17 protein-coding genes are annotated in these 17,867 nt (G+C 58.7%); 7 read left to right on the top strand and 10 right to left on the bottom strand.

All coding sequences use genetic code 11. The annotated features are described in order from the left end of the window. Position 1 precedes the first annotated feature (1 nt). From AAAX72_RS00995 to AAAX72_RS01015, 5 genes are all read right to left on the bottom strand, one after another. Positions 2 to 1,585, bottom strand: a complete 1,584-nt coding sequence (locus tag AAAX72_RS00995) for an amidohydrolase family protein (RefSeq protein ID WP_349128620.1) — start codon at positions 1,583 to 1,585, stop codon at positions 2 to 4. Positions 1,586 to 1,594: 9 nt separating this feature from the next. Then, positions 1,595 to 3,058, bottom strand: coding sequence for a YfcC family protein (locus AAAX72_RS01000; RefSeq protein ID WP_349128622.1), 1,464 nt, complete (start codon positions 3,056 to 3,058; stop codon positions 1,595 to 1,597). A 218-nt stretch (positions 3,059 to 3,276) separates the two neighbouring features. Then, a complete protein-coding gene (locus AAAX72_RS01005) occupies positions 3,277 to 4,020 on the bottom strand; it encodes a GntR family transcriptional regulator (RefSeq protein WP_035138851.1) in 744 nt (247 codons plus the stop codon). A gap of 150 nt (positions 4,021 to 4,170) precedes the next feature. Further along, entirely contained in the window at positions 4,171 to 4,830 is a 660-nt protein-coding gene (locus AAAX72_RS01010) for an HAD family phosphatase (RefSeq protein ID WP_349128624.1), read from the bottom strand. A 63-nt stretch (positions 4,831 to 4,893) separates the two neighbouring features. Next, complete coding sequence (locus AAAX72_RS01015; protein ID WP_117799033.1) at positions 4,894 to 5,736, bottom strand: Cof-type HAD-IIB family hydrolase; 843 nt, start codon at positions 5,734 to 5,736, stop codon at positions 4,894 to 4,896. A gap of 333 nt (positions 5,737 to 6,069) precedes the next feature. On the opposite strand from AAAX72_RS01015, the gene AAAX72_RS01020 reads away from it, so the two are divergent. The 3 genes from AAAX72_RS01020 (at position 6,070) to AAAX72_RS01030 (ending at position 9,094) form a co-directional block, all read left to right on the top strand. After that, on the top strand, positions 6,070 to 7,116 hold the full coding sequence (locus AAAX72_RS01020; protein WP_349128626.1) for a hypothetical protein: 1,047 nt from the start codon (positions 6,070 to 6,072) through the stop codon (positions 7,114 to 7,116). A gap of 63 nt (positions 7,117 to 7,179) precedes the next feature. Then, on the top strand, positions 7,180 to 7,797 hold the full coding sequence (locus AAAX72_RS01025) for an ATP-dependent Clp protease proteolytic subunit (RefSeq protein ID WP_349128627.1): 618 nt from the start codon (positions 7,180 to 7,182) through the stop codon (positions 7,795 to 7,797). Then, on the top strand, positions 7,790 to 9,094 hold the full coding sequence (locus AAAX72_RS01030) for a VirD4-like conjugal transfer protein, CD1115 family (protein ID WP_349128629.1): 1,305 nt from the start codon (positions 7,790 to 7,792) through the stop codon (positions 9,092 to 9,094). Before AAAX72_RS01025 ends, AAAX72_RS01030 begins: the two co-directional genes overlap by 8 nt. 141 nt (positions 9,095 to 9,235) lie before the next feature. On the opposite strand, the gene pgi is transcribed toward AAAX72_RS01030, so the two are convergent. Together pgi and AAAX72_RS01040 are read right to left on the bottom strand one after the other, a co-directional pair. Beyond that, a complete protein-coding gene (gene pgi, locus AAAX72_RS01035; RefSeq protein ID WP_349128631.1) occupies positions 9,236 to 10,930 on the bottom strand; it encodes a glucose-6-phosphate isomerase in 1,695 nt (564 codons plus the stop codon). Positions 10,931 to 11,129: 199 nt separating this feature from the next. Next, positions 11,130 to 11,633 carry an iron-containing alcohol dehydrogenase gene (locus tag AAAX72_RS01040; protein ID WP_349128632.1) on the bottom strand — a complete coding sequence of 168 codons (504 nt, stop codon included), beginning with the start codon at positions 11,631 to 11,633 and terminating at the stop codon, positions 11,130 to 11,132. Between the two features lie 245 nt (positions 11,634 to 11,878). On the opposite strand from AAAX72_RS01040, the gene AAAX72_RS01045 reads away from it, so the two are divergent. Further along, positions 11,879 to 13,396: a DNA repair protein gene (locus AAAX72_RS01045; RefSeq protein ID WP_349128633.1), complete on the top strand. Its 1,518-nt coding sequence runs from the start codon at positions 11,879 to 11,881 to the stop codon at positions 13,394 to 13,396. Continuing rightward, the gene (locus AAAX72_RS01050; RefSeq protein WP_349128635.1) at positions 13,389 to 13,814 is read left to right on the top strand and encodes a hypothetical protein; all 426 of its coding nucleotides are present in this window, start codon (positions 13,389 to 13,391) and stop codon (positions 13,812 to 13,814) included. Before AAAX72_RS01045 ends, AAAX72_RS01050 begins: the two co-directional genes overlap by 8 nt. Positions 13,815 to 13,840: 26 nt before the next feature. Here AAAX72_RS01050 and AAAX72_RS01055 read toward each other — a convergent pair whose 3' ends face one another. Next, entirely contained in the window at positions 13,841 to 14,224 is a 384-nt protein-coding gene (locus AAAX72_RS01055; RefSeq protein WP_349128637.1) for a heavy metal-associated domain-containing protein, read from the bottom strand. 174 nt (positions 14,225 to 14,398) lie between these two features. Between AAAX72_RS01055 and AAAX72_RS01060 the strand changes: the two genes are divergently transcribed. Together AAAX72_RS01060 and AAAX72_RS01065 are read left to right on the top strand one after the other, a co-directional pair. Continuing rightward, the gene (locus tag AAAX72_RS01060) at positions 14,399 to 15,103 is read left to right on the top strand and encodes a DUF3793 family protein (protein ID WP_349128638.1); all 705 of its coding nucleotides are present in this window, start codon (positions 14,399 to 14,401) and stop codon (positions 15,101 to 15,103) included. A 46-nt stretch (positions 15,104 to 15,149) separates the two neighbouring features. After that, complete coding sequence (locus AAAX72_RS01065; protein ID WP_349128640.1) at positions 15,150 to 15,569, top strand: flavodoxin; 420 nt, start codon at positions 15,150 to 15,152, stop codon at positions 15,567 to 15,569. Between the two features lie 117 nt (positions 15,570 to 15,686). Here the strand turns inward: AAAX72_RS01065 and AAAX72_RS01070 are convergent, their stop codons facing one another. Continuing rightward, entirely contained in the window at positions 15,687 to 16,439 is a 753-nt protein-coding gene (locus AAAX72_RS01070; RefSeq protein WP_055251428.1) for an amino acid ABC transporter ATP-binding protein, read from the bottom strand. Positions 16,440 to 16,451: 12 nt separating this feature from the next. After that, on the bottom strand, positions 16,452 to 17,813 hold the full coding sequence (locus AAAX72_RS01075; protein ID WP_349128642.1) for an ABC transporter permease subunit: 1,362 nt from the start codon (positions 17,811 to 17,813) through the stop codon (positions 16,452 to 16,454). Positions 17,814 to 17,867: the final 54 nt, after the last annotated feature.

Genomic DNA, 17,867 nt, shown 5'->3' on the forward strand with positions numbered 1-17,867 from the left:
CTTATGCCTCCTTATTTCGATCGAACACGATTTGTCCGTCCGACATCGTCATGTCAACCGCAAGATCACGTGCGTCGCGATAATCGAGGTCGAACACATCCCGATCGAGCACGCAGATATCGGCAAGCTTGCCAACCTCAAGCGTACCCAGCTCGTCTTCGCGCATCAGGTCGTACGCGCCCCCGGCAGTCCAAGCGCACAAGAGCTCGACAAGCGTCAGCGTGTTGACCTCATTCACGGGCAGTCCGTCGTCGAAGTATCCGCCGCACGCACTGTAGATTGACTCGCCCAAGCTCGGAATCAACAGCGGCAAATCCGTGCCACAGCACACTGTGCATCCGGAATCTTCCATGCCGCGGCGATTCCAGCTGTGCAAAAGTCGCGTCTCGCCAATTTGTCGACGCATCATCGACAGGCAATCCTCGCGCCGGTCCAGCGTCAGAATCTGCGGATAGACCTCGCAAATTCCACCCAACTTGCCAAACTTGACAAGATCGGTCGGGTCAGAGTTCTCGAGATCGGTAATCGCATGGCGACGAAGCATCCGTCCATGCTCGTCTCGAGGCAGCGAGGCATAGAGCGCCACGGTGCGACGAACGGCGCCATCGCCCTGGCAATGCAAGGAATATCGGAAGCCGTCAGCATCAATTGCACGCAGCTCGCTTTCAATCAGATCCCACTCTGGCTCCTCGACGACCGTCTTGCCGGCAGCGCCCGCATCGGCCGAGTCCTCATAGGGGTCTATCATCTCGGCAAGCCCCGCCCATACGCCGCGATCGGTCATACGGTTGAAGCCAGAAAAACGAACGAACGGTCCCCGGAAGCGCTCTCGCGCCTCGCGGGCATATGCCAGATTTGCACCGGCGCCCACCGGCTGCGACATCATAGAGACGCGAACCGTCAGCTCACCAGATTCCTCACGGCGAGCCATTTCGTCGGCAAAGCCGTAGTAGTCATCAAACGCCATTTCCTTGATGGCAGTAACGCCGCGCTCGTTAAGCATGCTCATGTAGTCCGAATACCCGGCACGCACCTCGGGCAGCGCGAGGAAATCGCTCATCATGCGCCAGATCTTCTCGGCATAGCACGCCTGGGGTGTAAAGCCGTATCGCGCACTGGCGGCAGCATTGAGAACGCAGGTCTCCGCACCCGATGTAAAGCAGACGACGGGGATATCGCCAAAACAATCGTCAAACACAGCTGCTGTATTTGCGTTCTCGGCATCCGATGCCAACGTTTCGGGTAGGTTGTGGCCAAAAGCCGCCGCGCAATCCGGATGATCTTCTTTCCATGCACGCAAGAGCGACACGGCCTCTTTGGCATCAGCGATGCCGGACAGATCAGACCCCAACGTCCGCAGCGCCCAGCCTGTATAGAAGGTATGTACATCGATCAGGCCAGGCATGACGGTGCGGTCGCCCAGGTCAACTACCTCGTCCGCCTGGGTCAAATACGAAGCTACCTCACACTTGGTGCCAACAGCCTCAATTCGATTGCCACGGACCGCTACGAAACCTTCAAACGGCAGGTCCCCCGTACCGGTAAAGACGCTCTTAGACGTCAAGACCGTCAAACGATCAGACATCACAACCACCTACACCGGAAGCATGCCAGAGATTGCCGTTACGATCAGGCCAAAGACGACCATGAAAATGAAGAACTTCCAAATGGTCTTCCACCATTGGCCAAACGAAATCTTAGCCACGGCAAGGCCGGCGACCGTCATGCCCGCCACGGGGCTGATGGTGTTGATGGTCTGGTTGGCAAACTGGAGCGCGGTGACGGCCGCCTCGGGATTGAGGCCCATGAGTTCGGTCAGGGGGCCCATAACGGGCATGGTGAGCGCCGCCAGGCCAGAACTCGAGGGAACCAGCAAAGAGAGCAGACCAAGGACGACATACATAAACGTGGTGTAGACGGCGGCGGGTGCACCGGCGAGCGCGGTAGCGAGCGCCTGGAGGATGGTGTCGATGATCATGCCGCCCTCGGCGATGACCAGAATACCGCGAGCGATACCGATAACGACGGCAGCGTACGCAAAGTCGGCGAGACCCTTAACGAACTCCTCTGCGATCGTCTGCTGGTCAAGGCCGCCCAGGATACCGGCAAGCAAGCCCATGCCAAGGAACACGGCGGAAATCTGATTCATGTACCAGCCCTGGGTAACAAGACCCCAGACGATAATGCCCATACCGCAAGCAAAATCGATAAGCAAGAGCTTCTGACGGATAGTGAACTCTTCCTCGATGGAGGCATCGGTCACGGAAAATTCAATACGCTTGAGCTTATCGTCCTCGTACACAATGGACGACTCGGGGTTTTTCTTGACGCGCATGGCGTAGCGCATGGCCCATGCGATACCGACGGCAGTGAAGATGACCCAAGAAACGGCACGCAGCCACAGTTGCGGATTACCCTCGATGCCAATGATGCCTTGGGCGATCAAAACATTAAACGGGTCGATGGTCGAAGCACAATATCCCAGGTTAGGACCAAGGAAGCAGATGATGAATGCCGTCATCGAGTCATAACCGATACCCATCATGATGGGAATGAAGATGGCATAGAACGGCAGGGCTTCCTCAGACATACCAAACGTAGTGCCACAAATGGACAGCAACGTCATCGTGATGGGAATGATGAGGATGTCCTTGTTCTTGAGCTTTTTAATCACACGGCTCATGCCGGCATTCAAAGCGTTGGTCTTGGTGATGATCGCGAACGATCCGCCAATCAATAAGACGAACGCAACGACGTCGGCAGCCTCTTGGATACCCTTGGTGGGCGCTTGCAGAACCGCGAAGATATCCTGACCCAGATTGATGGTCTCGCCGGTCTCGGAATCGGTGTAGTTCTTATCGACCTGTTCATAGGTTCCAGCAACGGCGACTTCACGCTCGCCCGCCGCTGTCGAAATCGTCTTGCGCTGATACTGACCAGAGGGAACGATCCAAGTCAGGACCGCAAAGACAACGATCAGCAAGAACATGATCGTATAGACATGCGGTAATTTGAACTTAAAACGTCTGTTTGTCTTCTTCGCCTTCGTATCTGACATAGATACCTCCAAAGAACTCGAGACTGCATCGCATCTCGCTTCAACGTTTGCACAATGCAAACGTTCTATGACGTCCCATAGATTACCAGCAGCTTTTTCCTTCATCAAGATAATTTCAAACTGATTGCCGCAACGCGGTTGAACGGTCGCGTTTGCGCCGTGAACGGTATGGAAACGCCCGGTGAGATGATCCACCGGGCGCTTCCATTCGCAATGTCCTAGATGTCAAAAACGTAGCGAGACCCAACGATTCGCTGACGACCGATGATAAACGGCCGCCGCTGCTCATCAAAAAAGAAGGCTTCCATATAAAACAAGGGTTCGCCAACGGGAACTGCCAACAGCCGAGCGACCTCGGGCGACGCGCACGCGATCTCGAGTGTGCACGGGTCGGTAAACGCGGGCGTACGGCCCGTCCGGTTACGCACGAACTCAAAAATGGATTGGTTAGATAGAGGTGCCGTTGATAGATAGGCGTTGTCCTCGTAAACGTATATGTTGTTCTCGAGCATGACGGGGACTCCATCGGCAGTGCGCACGCGCTCAACGCAAATCAAGTCAGTTCCAACGGGAACACCAAAGAACTGTGCTTCGGTGGAATCCGCCGGCAGTATCTTTCTCGAAATGACACACGCCCCCGGTTCCATTCCGTTAACGCGGCATGCGTCCGAAAAACTCTGAACGTCATCCTTCTGGCGAATCTTGCGCTTGAGCTTGGGGGCATTGACAAACGTGCCTTTCCCCTGTCGCTTCGTTAGATAGCCCTGCTGGACGAGCTCCTCAATAGCGCGTCGCACGGTAACGCGGCCAACTTTATAGCTCTCAGCCAATTCGAATTCGTTGGGTATCCGCGCGCCTGCCTTGTAGGCGCCGGAGTTGATTTCGTTTTTAATGATATCAATGACCTGTTGGTACAGCGGTATCGCTGCTTTACCGTCAGTTAGCCCTTCAGTCGGTGGCATATACCCTCTCCCAGCACAATTAATTCTAAAACGGGCTTAAGGGCATTCAACAAGCCCTTAAGCCCGCATTAGCTTAAAGTATGCTAGGTGTCGCACCAAAATGTTGGCTATTTACTCATCAGACCCGAAAAACGCGCAACTACCGCGCCCCTAAGAAAGCGTGAGCAGCTCCGGCAGCTGGTCGATAATCTTGTCCGCGGCATCCTGGCTAAAGCCAAAGCGCTCCTCGCGCTTGGCAATGACTGTCAGGCCGGCTCGCTTGCCAGCGGTGATGCCAGGCACCGAATCCTCAACGCAGCAGCAGCGATTCGCGGGCAGTCCCAGCAGGTCCAGCGCATGCAGGTAGATGTCGGGCTCGGGCTTGCTCTCCTTAAACTGCTCGCCGCTCACCACATACTCAAAGGCATCCGACAGCCCGCACGCATTGAGCACTTCCTCGATGCTAACCATGGGTGACGAGCTGGCAAGCGCCACGCGAACGCCACGGCGCGGCAGCTCTCGAATCGTATCCACGGCGCCTGAGTTAATCAAAGCCTGATAGTCGCGCGGACGCTTATGCGCCCACTCGTCCCAACGGATCAACGCTTCCTCGCCAGTTAAATGCCCCTTCCCGGCGCGCTCAAACCAATCGACCAGCATACGCAGGAAGAACTGATGCGAGGTACCAACCTGCCCGTTCAACTCCTCTTGAGTCAGATTAAGCCCAAGCTCCTTGGCAAACGCGGCAGTCTCGCCCAGGTAGTAATACTCGGTATCGACAATGACGCCGTCCATGTCAAAGATAACGGCGTCGAACGGAAATGCGGACACGGCACCCTCCCTAACAAAAGGGCGCCCGCAAGCGGACGCCCGAGCCATGCACTATCGGCGATTCTAACCCAGCAGCTTATCCAGCGCCACCGCAATGCCGTCTTCGTTATTATTGGCGGTCACCATCTGGGCCACAGCCTTGACCTCATCGACGGCGTTGCCCATGGCAACACCGGTTCCGGCCCACTCAATCATAGACTTGTCATTCTGGCCGTCGCCAAACGAGACGACCTCGCTGGCATCGATGCCGAGCTTGGGCAGGGCACCCTCGAGCGCGCGGGCCTTGTCAATACCGGGCGCCGTGTACTCAAAGTACCAGTCGGCCGTAAACATACCCGAAAGCGTCTGGGTAAAGGGCGCGTACATCTCCTCGTGATGCGCTTGCAGGTAGGCCGGGTCGCCCGCCGTCAGCAGCTTGTCCACGGGATAAGCATCAGCGACCTCATGCAGGCTCTCCACCTCGCGAATCTTAAGATCGCACGCGTCGCGCTCATACTTGACGATGTTTTTCTGCGAGCCATCCGGCAGCGTAATCATGCAATGGTACGAGTCCTCGACGTGCAAATCGCGACCGAGCGAAATCATAGGGATCACGTCAAAATTACGCAGGTGATCAATCAGGCGATGCAGCTCGTCAGCCGGCATGGCCTGGTCAAAAAGGACCTCATCGGTCTGAGCGTCGACCACATGCGCGCCATTAAAGGCGACTAGCAGACCGTCATGGTTTTGAAGGTCGAGCTCCTGCGCCAAGGCGTGTAGTCCCCATGCGGGACGGCCCGAAGCCAAAATGAGCTTAATGCCCGACTCCTGCGCCGCGAGCAGCTTTTCGCGTGTACGCGGGCTGATCACCTTCTGATCGTTGGTAAGCGTACCATCGATATCCATTGCGATGGCTTTAATTGCCATATGTGCCTCCTTGCATCGTTTTTATCGCGCACTATCTTATCCGAGCCGGGGCACGTTCGCACAGCGCGCGTATGACGGTTGCAAAACCACCCCATTTGAAACAAAGACAAAAAAGTACTTGCAAAGACGCGTTCCGAAATATAAGTTGATAAAAGACCGCCGTTGCGGTTTTAAGTAGATCGAGCATATGAAGTTTGAGTTTTAGCGTGTAAGAGAAGGAAGATCGGCAAAGTACAACCCCAAACGCAATGACAACTTAATGAGGTAACTGCCACATGTGAGGCACCCAGGGCATTGCTGTCTCGATTTTGAGCACGATGCCTTCCGCCTTGCATGGGCCGTTCCATCCCGCCCCTGCAGCAACTGCCTCACGGGCTCATTGAAAACCGCATAGCACCCCAACGTCAGCACATCACCCACGGCAAGCACATCACTCACGACAACCAACACATCAACAAACAGCACGAACATCAACCGATTGGAGAAGCTATGACAAACCACCACGCTGAAGACGGCGATAAGAAAAGCATTCTGGATGCCCGCATTGAGCGAGCATATGCAAACGAATATGACGCCGCCTTTGCCGCCGCGACCATCAAGAACTACGCGTCGCTACCGCTCGCGACGATCTTGGCCGATCACCCTCAACTGCTGAAGCGCTGCACAAAGATCATGGGCGACCCCGACATTCGCAAGCTGACGGACCCCTATGCCCCAAAACGCGACAACGATTCGCACGTTCTTACCGTAGGCTGCCTAGCCCATATGCTTACGGCGCTCGACACGAAACTCAAGCTCGAATGGGAACCCGACGAGCGTCATGAACTCGAAAGCAAGCGGAACACCCTGCGCACCGCGCTGTTCCTTCCGCTGGACGGCCTCAGGCGCTGCAACGTCGAGCTCAATACACAGGCGCGGCAAAAGCCCGGGACCACGGGGCAGAAAACTCCAAGACCCCATGCGGTCATCGTCGACCGCAACCGATATAACCGCATGACCGCGCACTTTTCCGCCGAGGGAGCGGCCATAAGGACGCTGATCGACCTGCTGTGCCTCCTGAGCATCAACGAGCTATTTGAGGGCTATCTCGCCCTTGTTCCCGCGACGGCACCCAAGTCGGTAGCAAAGATCATCGAGACCTGCAGACGCCAGTTTGAGCGCCATCGCAATGGCAACGAGATGAACGCCAGCATCGCGCAGTACTACGCGGCTCATTACAAAAATGACGGATGTGCCCCTGTCGAGCATCAGCTGCGGCTCGCCTACACCACGCCCGCCGCAACGCTCCATCGCTTTGGAGCCCTTGGCGCTTGCGAGCCGCACGAACAGGCAGCCTGTCCCACAACCGAGCTCGATCTCAGGCTTGGACGAACCCTGTAGCCCGCCAGCCCCTCCGCGGGCAACAATCCTATTCCACAACACAACCAACAGAAAGGAGTCCTCATGGACACCAATCATTCCCCCATCATCAGCCCCCTCACCATGCGTGAATCCGCCCGAGGTATCACGCTCACCAGCATTTACGATGAGATGCTCGCCCGTCGCGAGCTCTCCGTCATGGGAAACATCGAAACCCCGATGGCCCACGACCTATGCCAGCAGATCCGCCTGCTCGATGCCACCGACCCCAGCCGCCCCATCACCATATTTGTCGCCAGCGCCGGCGGAAGCGTGCGATCGGGTCTTGCGATCTATGACGCCATGTGCCTCGCATCGTGCCCCATCCGCACCGTCTGCCTGGAATTCGCCGCGTCCATGGGCGCCGTGATCTTTATGGGCGGCGACGATCGCCGTATGGCGCCCCATGCAGAGCTCATGATTCACGACCCGCTGATTCCCCAGGGGGCAGGCGGCTCGGCACTTGCGCTGCAGGAAACCAGCCGGCGTCTCATGCAGACCCGCAAGACCCTCACGCAAATCCTCTCGGACCGCAGCGGCCTCACGCCCAAGCGCATCCAGTCCCTCACTGCAAAAGACACCTACCTTTCGGCCGAGCGCGCCGTCGAGCTCGGCTTTGCCCACGAAATCCTCTCGACCACCAAGGAGGTCGCCCATGTCTAGCCTCGCCAGCCGCCTCGCCGCATCTGAGTCCGCATCGTCCACCATCCTCGCCAAGGATCGAACGCTTTCCTGCGACACCCGCCAAACGGGACTCAACAACAACGCACTTGTGATCGGCCCCTCGGGAGCCGGCAAGACCCGAAACGTCCTCAAGCCCAACCTGCTGCAAATGAACGCAAGCTACATCGTGCTCGACACCAAAGGCACGCTCTGTCGCGAAGTGGGACCCGTGCTGGCAGCCCACGGTTACCGCGTGCAATGTCTCAACTTCGCCGACCTCAACACCGTCCCGGCCCTTGCGCCCGGCATCGAGCGCTGCGGCTACAACCCCCTGAGGCACATTCGCCGCAAGGCGGACGGCAGGCCCAACCAGCAGGACATCCTCTCGGTGGCAAAGGCCATCTGCCCCATCGAGGACAACAACCAGCCTTTTTGGGATCATGCGGCGGCAAACCTGCTGTCGTGTCTTATCGCCTACGTCACCGAACAGCTACCCGCCGACGAGCAGACGATCAGCTCGGTCATCAAGCTGATCGAGCACCTGCAGGACGGTGCCACGGGTCGATTGTTTGACGACCTGATCACGATCGACCCCCAAAGCTATGCCCTCTCGCTATGGCGGCGCTACGCCATTACGCAAAATGCCGAGCGCATGCACGCGAGCATCGTCGGCATCCTTGCCGAAAAGGTCATGTGTCTGGGATTCGACGGCGCGGCACAGCTCTATCGTGAGTGCCATCAGGTGGACTTCGCTTCCATGGGACACACCCCCTGCGCCCTGTTTGTAACCGTGAGCGATATTGACCGCAATCTCGATCCGCTGACCGGCCTCTTTATTTCGCAGGCGTTTATGGGCCTCATTCGTGAAGCCGATAGGCAGCCCGACGGCAGCCCGCCCGTGCCCGTGCGCTTTATGCTCGATGACTTCGCAAATCTGCAGATCCCCCAGATCGACAACGTGCTCTCGATTATCCGAAGCCGCAACATCTGGGCAACGCTGCTGCTGCAGTCGACCAACCAGCTCGATGCGCTCTATGGCGAGGCACGCGCACGCTCCATCATGGGCAACTGCGACACGCATCTGGTGCTGGCGTTCCAGGATCCCGAGAGTGCCCGGGTGTTTTCCGACCGCGCCGACGCGCTGCCCAGCACGCTCATGGCGACGCCGATCGATCGCTCGTGGCTCTTTGTGCGCGGTCGCACTCCCGAACAGGTCGAGCGCTTTAGGCTCGAAGACCATCCGCTCTACGGGGAGCTGCCCGAGGCGCAGCGAGACCATGCGGAGGCCGAGATCTAGGCGCAGGGTTCTCGCGGCGCGCGGCGCCCCAGCGATGTTCCACAAAGGCCGTGCGCCCCGGGACTACGGCAAAGCAAAGGGGCCCGCATCCGATAGGATACGGGCCCCTGACTATAAGGCGCGATGCGTTAACAGCAGCGACTACTTGCGATGCGCGCGATAGAACTCGATGAGCGCCTGGGTCGAAGCGTCCTGCTCGGCCTTGGCGGCATCGTCGTGGAAGGCAGGGGTGATCTGCTTGGCAAGCTGCTTGCCCAGCTCGACGCCCCACTGGTCGTAGGAGTCGATGCCCCAGACCGTGCCCTCGACAAACGTGATGTGCTCGTACAGTGCGATGAGCTCGCCGAGTGCGAACGGGGTCAGCGTGTCGCCAAAGATCGAGGTCGTCGGACGGTTACCCTCAAAGCAGCGGGCCGGGACGATCTGCTCGGGCGTGCCCTCGGCACGAACCTCATCGGCCGTCTTACCAAAGGCGAGCGCCTTGGTCTGGGCCAGGAAGTTGCCCAGGAACAGCTCGTGGACATCCTGGCCGCTGTCGGTCGCAGGGTTGGCGGTATTGGCGAAGGCGATGAAGTCAGCCGGAACCACCACAGTGCCCTGGTGCAGCAGCTGATAGAAGGCATGCTGGCCGTTGGTGCCGGGCTCGCCCCAGAAGATCTCACCGGTGTCGGAGGTCACGGCGCTGCCGTCCCAGCGGACATGCTTGCCGTTGGACTCCATGGTGAGCTGCTGCAGGTAGGCCGGGAAGCGGTGCAGGTACTGGCAGTACGGCAGCACGGCGTGGCTCTTGGAACCGAAGAAGTTGACGTACCAGACATTGAGCAGGCCCATCAGCGCGACGGCGTTGTTCTCGAGCGGGGTGTTGCAGAAGTACTCGTCGATGGCGTGGAAGCCCTCGAGGAACTGCTGGAAGCGCTCGGGGCCGAGCACGACGATCAGCGACAGGCCCACGGCGGAGTCAACGGAATAGCGGCCGCCGACCCAGTTCCAGAAACCGAAGGCGTTGGCGGGGTCGATACCGAAGGCCTCGACCTTCTCGAGTGCGGTGGAGACGGCGACGAAGTGCTTTGCCACGGCCTCGGCGTTCTGCTCATCGGAGCCGTCGATGGCGCCCTGAGCCTTGAGCTGCTCGAGCATCCAGGTCTTGACCTCGCGAGCGTTGGTGAGGGTCTCGAGCGTGGTGAAGGTCTTGGAGACGATGATCACGAGCGTGGTCTCGGGATCCAGGCCTTTGAGCTTCTCGGCCTGGTCGTTGGGGTCGATGTTGGAAATGTAGCGGCAGTCGATACCGGCGTCGGCGTAGGGATGCAGAGCCTCGTAAGCCATGACCGGGCCCAGATCGGAGCCGCCGATGCCGATGGACACCAGATGCTCGATCTTTTTGCCGGTAACGCCCTTCCACTCACCGGAGCGCACGCGCTCGGCGAAGGCATACATGCGATCGAGGACCTCGTGCACGTCGGCGACGACGTCCTGGCCGTCGACGATGAGCTGGCCCTTCTCGCTTGCCGGGCGGCGCAGCGCGGTGTGCAGGACGGCGCGGTCCTCGGTGGTGTTGATGTGCTCGCCGGAGAACATGGCATCGCGGCGCTCCTCAAGCTTCACCTCGCGGGCAAGATCGCACAGCAGCTTGACGGTCTCATCGGTCACCAGGTTCTTCGAAAGATCGAAGTGCAGGTCACCGGCGTCAAAGCTCAGCTTGTTCACGCGGTCGGCGTCAGCAGCGAACCAGGCCTTGAGGTCGATACCATCGGCCTCAAGCTTCTCCTGATGAGCCTCGAGCGCCTTCCAAGCGGCAGTCGACGTAGCATCGATAGGTGCGGCAACAGTTGCCATAGAGTCCTCCTCAGCATACGGGCGCACGCCTCCATGCGCCCGGACATTCAGATGCCACTATTCTAGCGCAGGTCAAGACTACAATCAGCGAGCGTTGCCAATCGGCCCCCAAACGGCAACCGATTAAAAAGGGACAGGCTTATTTTGGCAGGTCAAACGCTTTACCAACCAAAAATAACCCGTCCTTTTATGGCAAATATTAGGCCGCGGCGCAGACGCTACCGAGCAACTCACGCAGAGGAGACCCGATGCCCTCCAGCAGTTCGGGCGCGATAATGGCAAAAACGGGAACCTCACCGGTGCCCACGACAGCAGGCGCCTTGCCCTCCGAGAGAATGCATCCATAAGGGACAAAACCGTCTTCGCCGGCATCGAGCGCCGCCATGCGACGCGCGAGCTCGCGCGCAAAGCCAGCAGTATCGGCATCGCCAATCGCCAGGACAAAGTCCACGCCTTCGTCGGTCGCCAGGGCCACGGCTTCGTCGATCAGCTCGTCTCCCCCGTCACCCTCAACCGAGCCGCAGCGAAAAAGCACGCGCTCGAGCAGAGCTCGATCAAGCGAGCCGAGCGCCGCCGAGACGAGCTCATCACGCGTATGCTTGTCTCCGCCCAGCACGACCAGCGCCTTGGTGCCACCGTAGTGAGCGACCAATCGTCCGCACCAGCGAGCCACGTCTCCATCCGCAACAAGGCGTGTCGGCATACCAAACCCATAATTGACCATCTTTCCCACAACCCTTCCGTGCGCATAGGCGGTATCAATCGTTAGGCTCATGCTACGAAGCAAGGTTTTCCGAGCTGTTTCGCACTCTTTAGAGCTGCGTTAAAAACCCGATCCAACCGCACGACCATACCTACCAAAACAAACCAGTCCCTTTTTGACAGGTTTTGACGACATCCGGACGAGCGGGTATTATCGAACAAGTATTCGATAAGAACATGTGTTTGATGGGAGGACGCGTGGGGCACGAGCAGCACACCTATATCTGCATCGACCTCAAGACGTTTTACGCTAGCGTCGAGTGCGTCGACCGCGGACTCAACCCGCTCACCACCAACCTGGTCGTTGCCGACGAATCGCGCGGGCGCACGACCATCTGCCTCGCCATCACACAGGCCATGAAGGACTTAGGGATTCACAATCGCTGCCGTCTGTTTGAGATTCCCGACGGCATCGACTACATCAAAGCCGTACCGCGCATGCAGCACTACATGGAAGTGTCGGCGCAAATCTACGGCATCTATCTGGAATACGTGAGCCCGCAAGACATTCACGTCTATTCAATCGACGAATGCTTTATCGACGTGACGCCCTATCTAGACCTCTACCATACCAATGCCAAAGGCTTTGCCTGCATGTTGCGCGATGAGGTCCTCGCGCGCACCGGCATCACGGCGACGGTCGGCATCGGCCCCAACCTATTCCAGGCCAAGGTAGCACTCGATATCACCGCCAAGCACGTACCCAGCCGCATCGGCAAACTCGACGACGAAACCTTTCGCAAAGAAATCTGGCCCCACCGCCCCATCACCGACATCTGGGGCATCGGCCCCGGCGTGGCAGCCCGACTCGAAAAGTATGGCGTCTACGACCTGATGGGCGTCGCCGCACTCGACGAGAACTTGCTCTACGACGAACTTGGTGTCAATGCCGAATATCTTATCGACCACGCCTTCGGGCGTGAGCCGACAACCATCGCCGATATCCAAGCCTATCGCCCGCAAGCGACCTCGACCACCACAGGGCAGGTGCTCTCGAAGGGCTATGCCTACGAGCAGGCCTACACCGTCTTGCGCGAGATGGTCGACAGTGCCGTGCTGGACTTGGTCGATAAGCACATGGTATGTGACAGCATCTCGCTCTTTGTGGGCTACGCGAGCGAGCGCGCCGACATACGCCGCCTTGACGCCAGCGGTACAGCGCAATATGTGGACGGATGCGGGCATCTGCGCTCGAGCACATCGAGTATCGAACCCACCGCAACCGCCGGCCCCGAGCTCGCGCCCCGTGCTCCCAAGCCCGTCCAGCGCGATGACGAACGGCGCCGCCTGGTGCGCGAAGCGCAGGCAATCGATGGCATCTTTGTGGGAGAGCATGGCGGCAAACCGCGCGGTGGCTATGCCGCACTCTTTGCGCACTCCAACGCCTCGCGAAAGCTACCCGAGCGCACCAATTCGTTTAAGAAGATCATGGGCTATTTCGATGAGCTCTGGGCGCAGACTGTCGATCCCAAACGACCGGTCAAGCGCATCAACCTGGGATTTGGCAACCTCATGCCCGAGGAATTTGCCACCATCGATCTGTTTAGCGATATCGAGGCCGATGAGCGCGAGCGCGACCTGGCGCGCGCCGTCCTGGCCGTGAAAGGCAAGTACGGCAAGAACGCCCTGGTCAAGGGATTAAGCTTTACCGCCGGCGCCACCGCGCGCGAACGCAACGACCAAGTTGGAGGACACCGTGCCTAAACCCAAACAACAGCCCGTGCGCCCGCCGACCGCCTTCGAGCGCCTGGCGGACCCCGAGGGCAGACGCCGCGCCGCCGACCCCAGCCTCACAGCCAACGGTGCCGTGCGCGCCAACCGCGCCGCACAGTTTATGCCCTTTGCCGCCCTCACGGGATACTACGAACTCGTGCGCAAGCAGGAAATCACCGTCGAGCCAAAACGTGAGCTCACGGAAGAAAAAACCCTCGTGCTTTCTAAAAAGCTCGAGGGTCTCAAACGTGGCGACCTGGTCCGCGTCACCTATTACGATACGTACGGCTATCGCTCCCGCACCGGCATCCTTGACGAAGTACTCCCTGCCTTCAGGCTCCTCAAGCTCAAAGATATCGCCATCGACTTCGACGATATCCAAGACATCGAACTGCGCGGACGAGCCTAGACAAGGAAATGCATCCAAGGCGGCGCTTACAGCGTCATGACGTAGTAACCAGCGTCCTTCACGGCGGCCACGAGAGCACCGCGATCGATCGGCTGTTTAGAGCGCACACGTGCCGTGTGATCCGCATACGTCACCGTTGCCCACACGCCGTCCAGCGCATTGAGGGCATTGGCCACGTTCTGAGCGCAGCCGTCACAGCTCATACCGCCGATGAGCAGCTCATCGCTATAGGGGTAGTGTGACGCATCGGTATCCACCACAACAACCTTTTTGGCCTTCTTACCGCTCGCGCCATCGCTGCAGCAACTCTTCCCGTGTGTCGAAGCGGCAATACGACGCAGTCCAAAAAACATGCCGACGGCAATGACGGCCAGCACGATGAGATTCGCAGGGTTGAGCAAGTCACTCATGCGTTCCCCTTTCAAGTAGCCCTATCTAGATACCCCCATGGGGTGTCCCCATCTTAACCCAAAATCATGTCCGTTCGGTCAATTAGTTTCCCGCTTCAAACTTTTTTGTTGACCGTGGCTTACTTTCGTGTATAAGTTTTCCTAGGCTAACAGTTTAGATCCGTAAGGAGCGCCGTGACTCGAACTATAGACATCCCAACGTTTCAGGCAGCAGTCGTGCGCAACTGCTCTCCCACGCTCGCGGGCATCAAGCCGGCATCGCTCTTTACCTATCCAGGCACCTATGCCCACGGGGACGGCTCGACCGCAACCGAAACCATCGCAGAACGCCGAGCACGCCTGCTCAACGTTATCGCCCAGTGCAATCGCGAGCTTGACCCGTTCGGTATCCACCTGAGTGTTTTGGTCTGGCGGCCCTGCGGAGCGCTCGTGTATATGTACCGAGCCAAAAGCCTCACCACCTATTTCGCAGACCCTCGCGCCCAAACGGCGCTCGCCTCGGAAGGCTACGACACAAGAGACCTTTCGACATGCCTTGTGCATTTGGCATCACGCATCACGCTCGCGAGCAATAACGTCGCGGAATGCGCCTGTAGCCAGACTCGATGCGCACTACCCCAGCAAGCTAGCTGCAGCAACGACTGTACCTGCGAGTTTCCGCACGAAATAGGCTACTTCCTCGGATATCCCTACGACGACGTGCACGAGTTTATCGTCCAGCGCGGCGAGAACTACAAGGTCTTTGGAGCTTGGAAGGTCTACACGAATGTCGAGCAAGCGCTTGCGATGTTTGACGCCTACCGCGCTTGTACTCAATACCTCACCTTTGTCTATCAGCAGGGCTGCAGCTTGGCGCAACTTGCCCAGGCAACCCGATAGAACATAGAAGCCGCGGCAACCTGCCGCACAACTGAAAGGACTCAACATGAGCAAGATCGCCGTCGTCTACTGGAGCGGCACGGGCAACACCGAGGCCATGGCAAACTTCGTTGCCGAAGGTGCAACCGATGCCGGCGCCGAGGCAGAGGTCATCTCCTGCGCCGACTTCTCTGCCGACAAGGCCGCCGAATATGATGCCTTCGCCTTCGGCTGTCCCGCCATGGGCTCCGAGGAACTCGAGTACGATGAGTTCCAGCCGATGTGGGACGAGGTCAAGGAGACTCTCGGCGACAAGAAGGTCGTCCTCTTTGGCTCCTATTCGTGGGCCGAGGGCGAGTGGATGGACAACTGGAAGGCCGACGCCGACGAGGCCGGCGTCAACGTCGTGGACTCCACCATCTGTTACAACGCGCCCGACGACGAGGGCGAGACCGCTTGCAAGGCCCTCGGAGCCGAGCTCGCGTAACGAACCCAGGGCCTCCAAAAGAGCCTGCATCAAAGCGCATCCTCATCCCTACAAAAGAGCGGGGGCTGGATTCAAGTCCAGCCCCCGCTCTTTTATAACGACAGTTACATCAACCGGCTACGAGATATTGCCCAAGAACGCCTTGGTGCGCTCGCTCTTGGGGTGGTCGAAGACCTCGCTCGGCGTACCCTCTTCCACAATGACGCCACCGTCCATAAAGACGACACGGTCGGCGACGTCGCGGGCAAAGCCCATCTCGTGCGTCACCACGATCATGGTCATACCGTCACGTGCCAGGTCGCGCATGACACCTAAGACGTCGCGCACGAGCTCAGGGTCGAGCGCCGAGGTGGCCTCGTCAAAGAGCATGACGTGCGGGTTCATCGACAGGGCGCGGGCGATGGCAACGCGCTGCTGCTGGCCGCCCGAGAGCTGGCTCGGCATAAAGTCGATACGCTCGGCAAGACCGACCTTGGTCAGCTCCTCGACGGCGATCTTCTCGGCCTCTTCCTTGCTGCGCTTGAGCACCTTCTGCTGCGCGAGCATGACGTTCTTTTTGACTGACAAGTGCGGGAACAAATTGAACTGCTGGAACACCATACCCAGATGCGTGCGCACCTTGTTAAGGTCGACGCCCTTGGCGCACACGTCCACACCCTCAACGACAATCGAGCCACTCGTGGGATGCTCCAGACGGTTGATGCAGCGAAGCATCGTCGACTTTCCCGAGCCCGAGGGGCCCAAAACTACGACGACCTCGCCCTTATGCACATCCAGATCGATATCGCGCAGGACCACGTTGTCGCCAAAGGCCTTCTGGAGGTTCTTGATGCTGACGACGACCTCGTTCGAGTTATTGGTTTCGCTCATGATAGAACCTCCTTACAAACCGGCGATGTGGTCGGCGGGCGTCGCGACGACCTGTCCGGCGCTCTTGGTGGGACGCTTCTTTTTTGTTTCGGCCGTACCCAACAGCCTCGCCTCAAGACCGCTCACCAAGCGCGCAAGCGGCAGGGTAATGACCAGATAGAACAGGGCGGCAACCACATACGGCGTGATAGACCCCGTCGTGGCCACGATGGTGCGGGCGTTCATGACGATCTCGACCACGCCCACGGCCGCAAGCAGCGACGTATCCTTGTAAAGCAAGATAAACTCGCTGGTCAGCGTAGGCAAAACATTGCGGAACGTCTGCGGAATCATAACGTAGAGCAGCGTCTGGAAGGCATTCATGCCCAGAGAGCGAGCAGCCTCGTTTTGGCCCTTGGGGATCGATTGAATACCGGCACGGAAAATCTCACACAGATAGGCAGACGAATTCATGGCCATGACGATGACGCCGAGCACGTAGTCATCAACCTTGACGCCGGCCAACGGCAGACCGAAGAACGCGATATAAATCTGCAGGAACGCCGGCGTACCGCGAATGATATTCACGTAGATACCGGCAAGGCAGCGCAGGATGCGCGACTTGGAAATGCGCATGAGCGATAGGGCGAAACCGAAGGGAATTGCCAGCGGAAACGCCACAAGCACGATCGAGAGCGACATGAGGAAGCCCTTGAAGACGATCGGCAGACTCTGGACAAAAATGACCGGGTTCAAGAACAGGCGCAGGAACATATTGGAGTTCCAGGCCTCGACCCACGGCTGCTCCTTAAGATCGGCCAGGAAGTTATCGAAGGCCGTCACGCCCTTGATCTCCACCGACGGAATCTTGGAGATCTTCTTGGTCGAGCCATCGGCCAAAGTGTAGGTGCCGCTAAAGGCCTCATCGCCGCCCTCGACGGGGAAGGTCACGCCGTAAACCTCGACACGGAAAAAGCCGCCGGCAGGCGCCGTCTCGCCAAAGTCAATCTTGAGCGTCTGGCCATCAGCCTTGCACGTGGGTTTCATGGGCGTACGATCCATGAGGTCCTCGCCCGAGAGCATCGTCAATCGCGTGTCATCGGTACCAAACGTCGTGCCGTCGACAAACGTCAAAGAAAGACCGCTCAGCTCCTCATCGGCATCGGCCTGGACCTCCCAGGTAATGCGCGTCTCGGTACCGCCGACCACAGCGCTGCCCGAACCGGTGTTGGGTCGGGCGGTAATCTTTGCGGTCTCAAGCGCCTGAGCGGTCGTGGGCGCATATGCCCCCACACACACCAGCGCGAGCGCCACGGCCATGACGCAGACTAGCTTTTGGAGCAAGGCGGGCAGTGGAAAACGCTGCTCCACGGCCCCTTTGTTCAGTCGAGACAAGGTGGCTCCTATCGTAGAAGTTGCCGGCAAAACGAGACGGAAATGCTCTCCGTC

Origin of the sequence: Collinsella sp. CLA-ER-H8 (assembly GCF_040092335.1) — a bacterium.
Lineage (GTDB): Bacteria > Actinomycetota > Coriobacteriia > Coriobacteriales > Coriobacteriaceae > Collinsella.

Coding starts and splice junctions, on each gene's coding strand:
- AAAX72_RS00995 (WP_349128620.1), bottom strand. CDS start 1,585: ATGTCTGATCGTTTGACGGTCTTGACGTCTAAGAGCGTCTTTACCGGT.
- AAAX72_RS01000 (WP_349128622.1), bottom strand. CDS start 3,058: ATGTCAGATACGAAGGCGAAGAAGACAAACAGACGTTTTAAGTTCAAA.
- AAAX72_RS01005 (WP_035138851.1), bottom strand. CDS start 4,020: ATGCCACCGACTGAAGGGCTAACTGACGGTAAAGCAGCGATACCGCTG.
- AAAX72_RS01015 (WP_117799033.1), bottom strand. CDS start 5,736: ATGGCAATTAAAGCCATCGCAATGGATATCGATGGTACGCTTACCAAC.
- AAAX72_RS01020 (WP_349128626.1), top strand. CDS start 6,070: ATGGGCCGTTCCATCCCGCCCCTGCAGCAACTGCCTCACGGGCTCATT.
- AAAX72_RS01025 (WP_349128627.1), top strand. CDS start 7,180: ATGGACACCAATCATTCCCCCATCATCAGCCCCCTCACCATGCGTGAA.
- AAAX72_RS01030 (WP_349128629.1), top strand. CDS start 7,790: ATGTCTAGCCTCGCCAGCCGCCTCGCCGCATCTGAGTCCGCATCGTCC.
- pgi (WP_349128631.1), bottom strand. CDS start 10,930: ATGGCAACTGTTGCCGCACCTATCGATGCTACGTCGACTGCCGCTTGG.
- AAAX72_RS01040 (WP_349128632.1), bottom strand. CDS start 11,633: ATGCCGACACGCCTTGTTGCGGATGGAGACGTGGCTCGCTGGTGCGGA.
- AAAX72_RS01045 (WP_349128633.1), top strand. CDS start 11,879: ATGGGAGGACGCGTGGGGCACGAGCAGCACACCTATATCTGCATCGAC.
- AAAX72_RS01055 (WP_349128637.1), bottom strand. CDS start 14,224: ATGAGTGACTTGCTCAACCCTGCGAATCTCATCGTGCTGGCCGTCATT.
- AAAX72_RS01065 (WP_349128640.1), top strand. CDS start 15,150: ATGAGCAAGATCGCCGTCGTCTACTGGAGCGGCACGGGCAACACCGAG.
- AAAX72_RS01070 (WP_055251428.1), bottom strand. CDS start 16,439: ATGAGCGAAACCAATAACTCGAACGAGGTCGTCGTCAGCATCAAGAAC.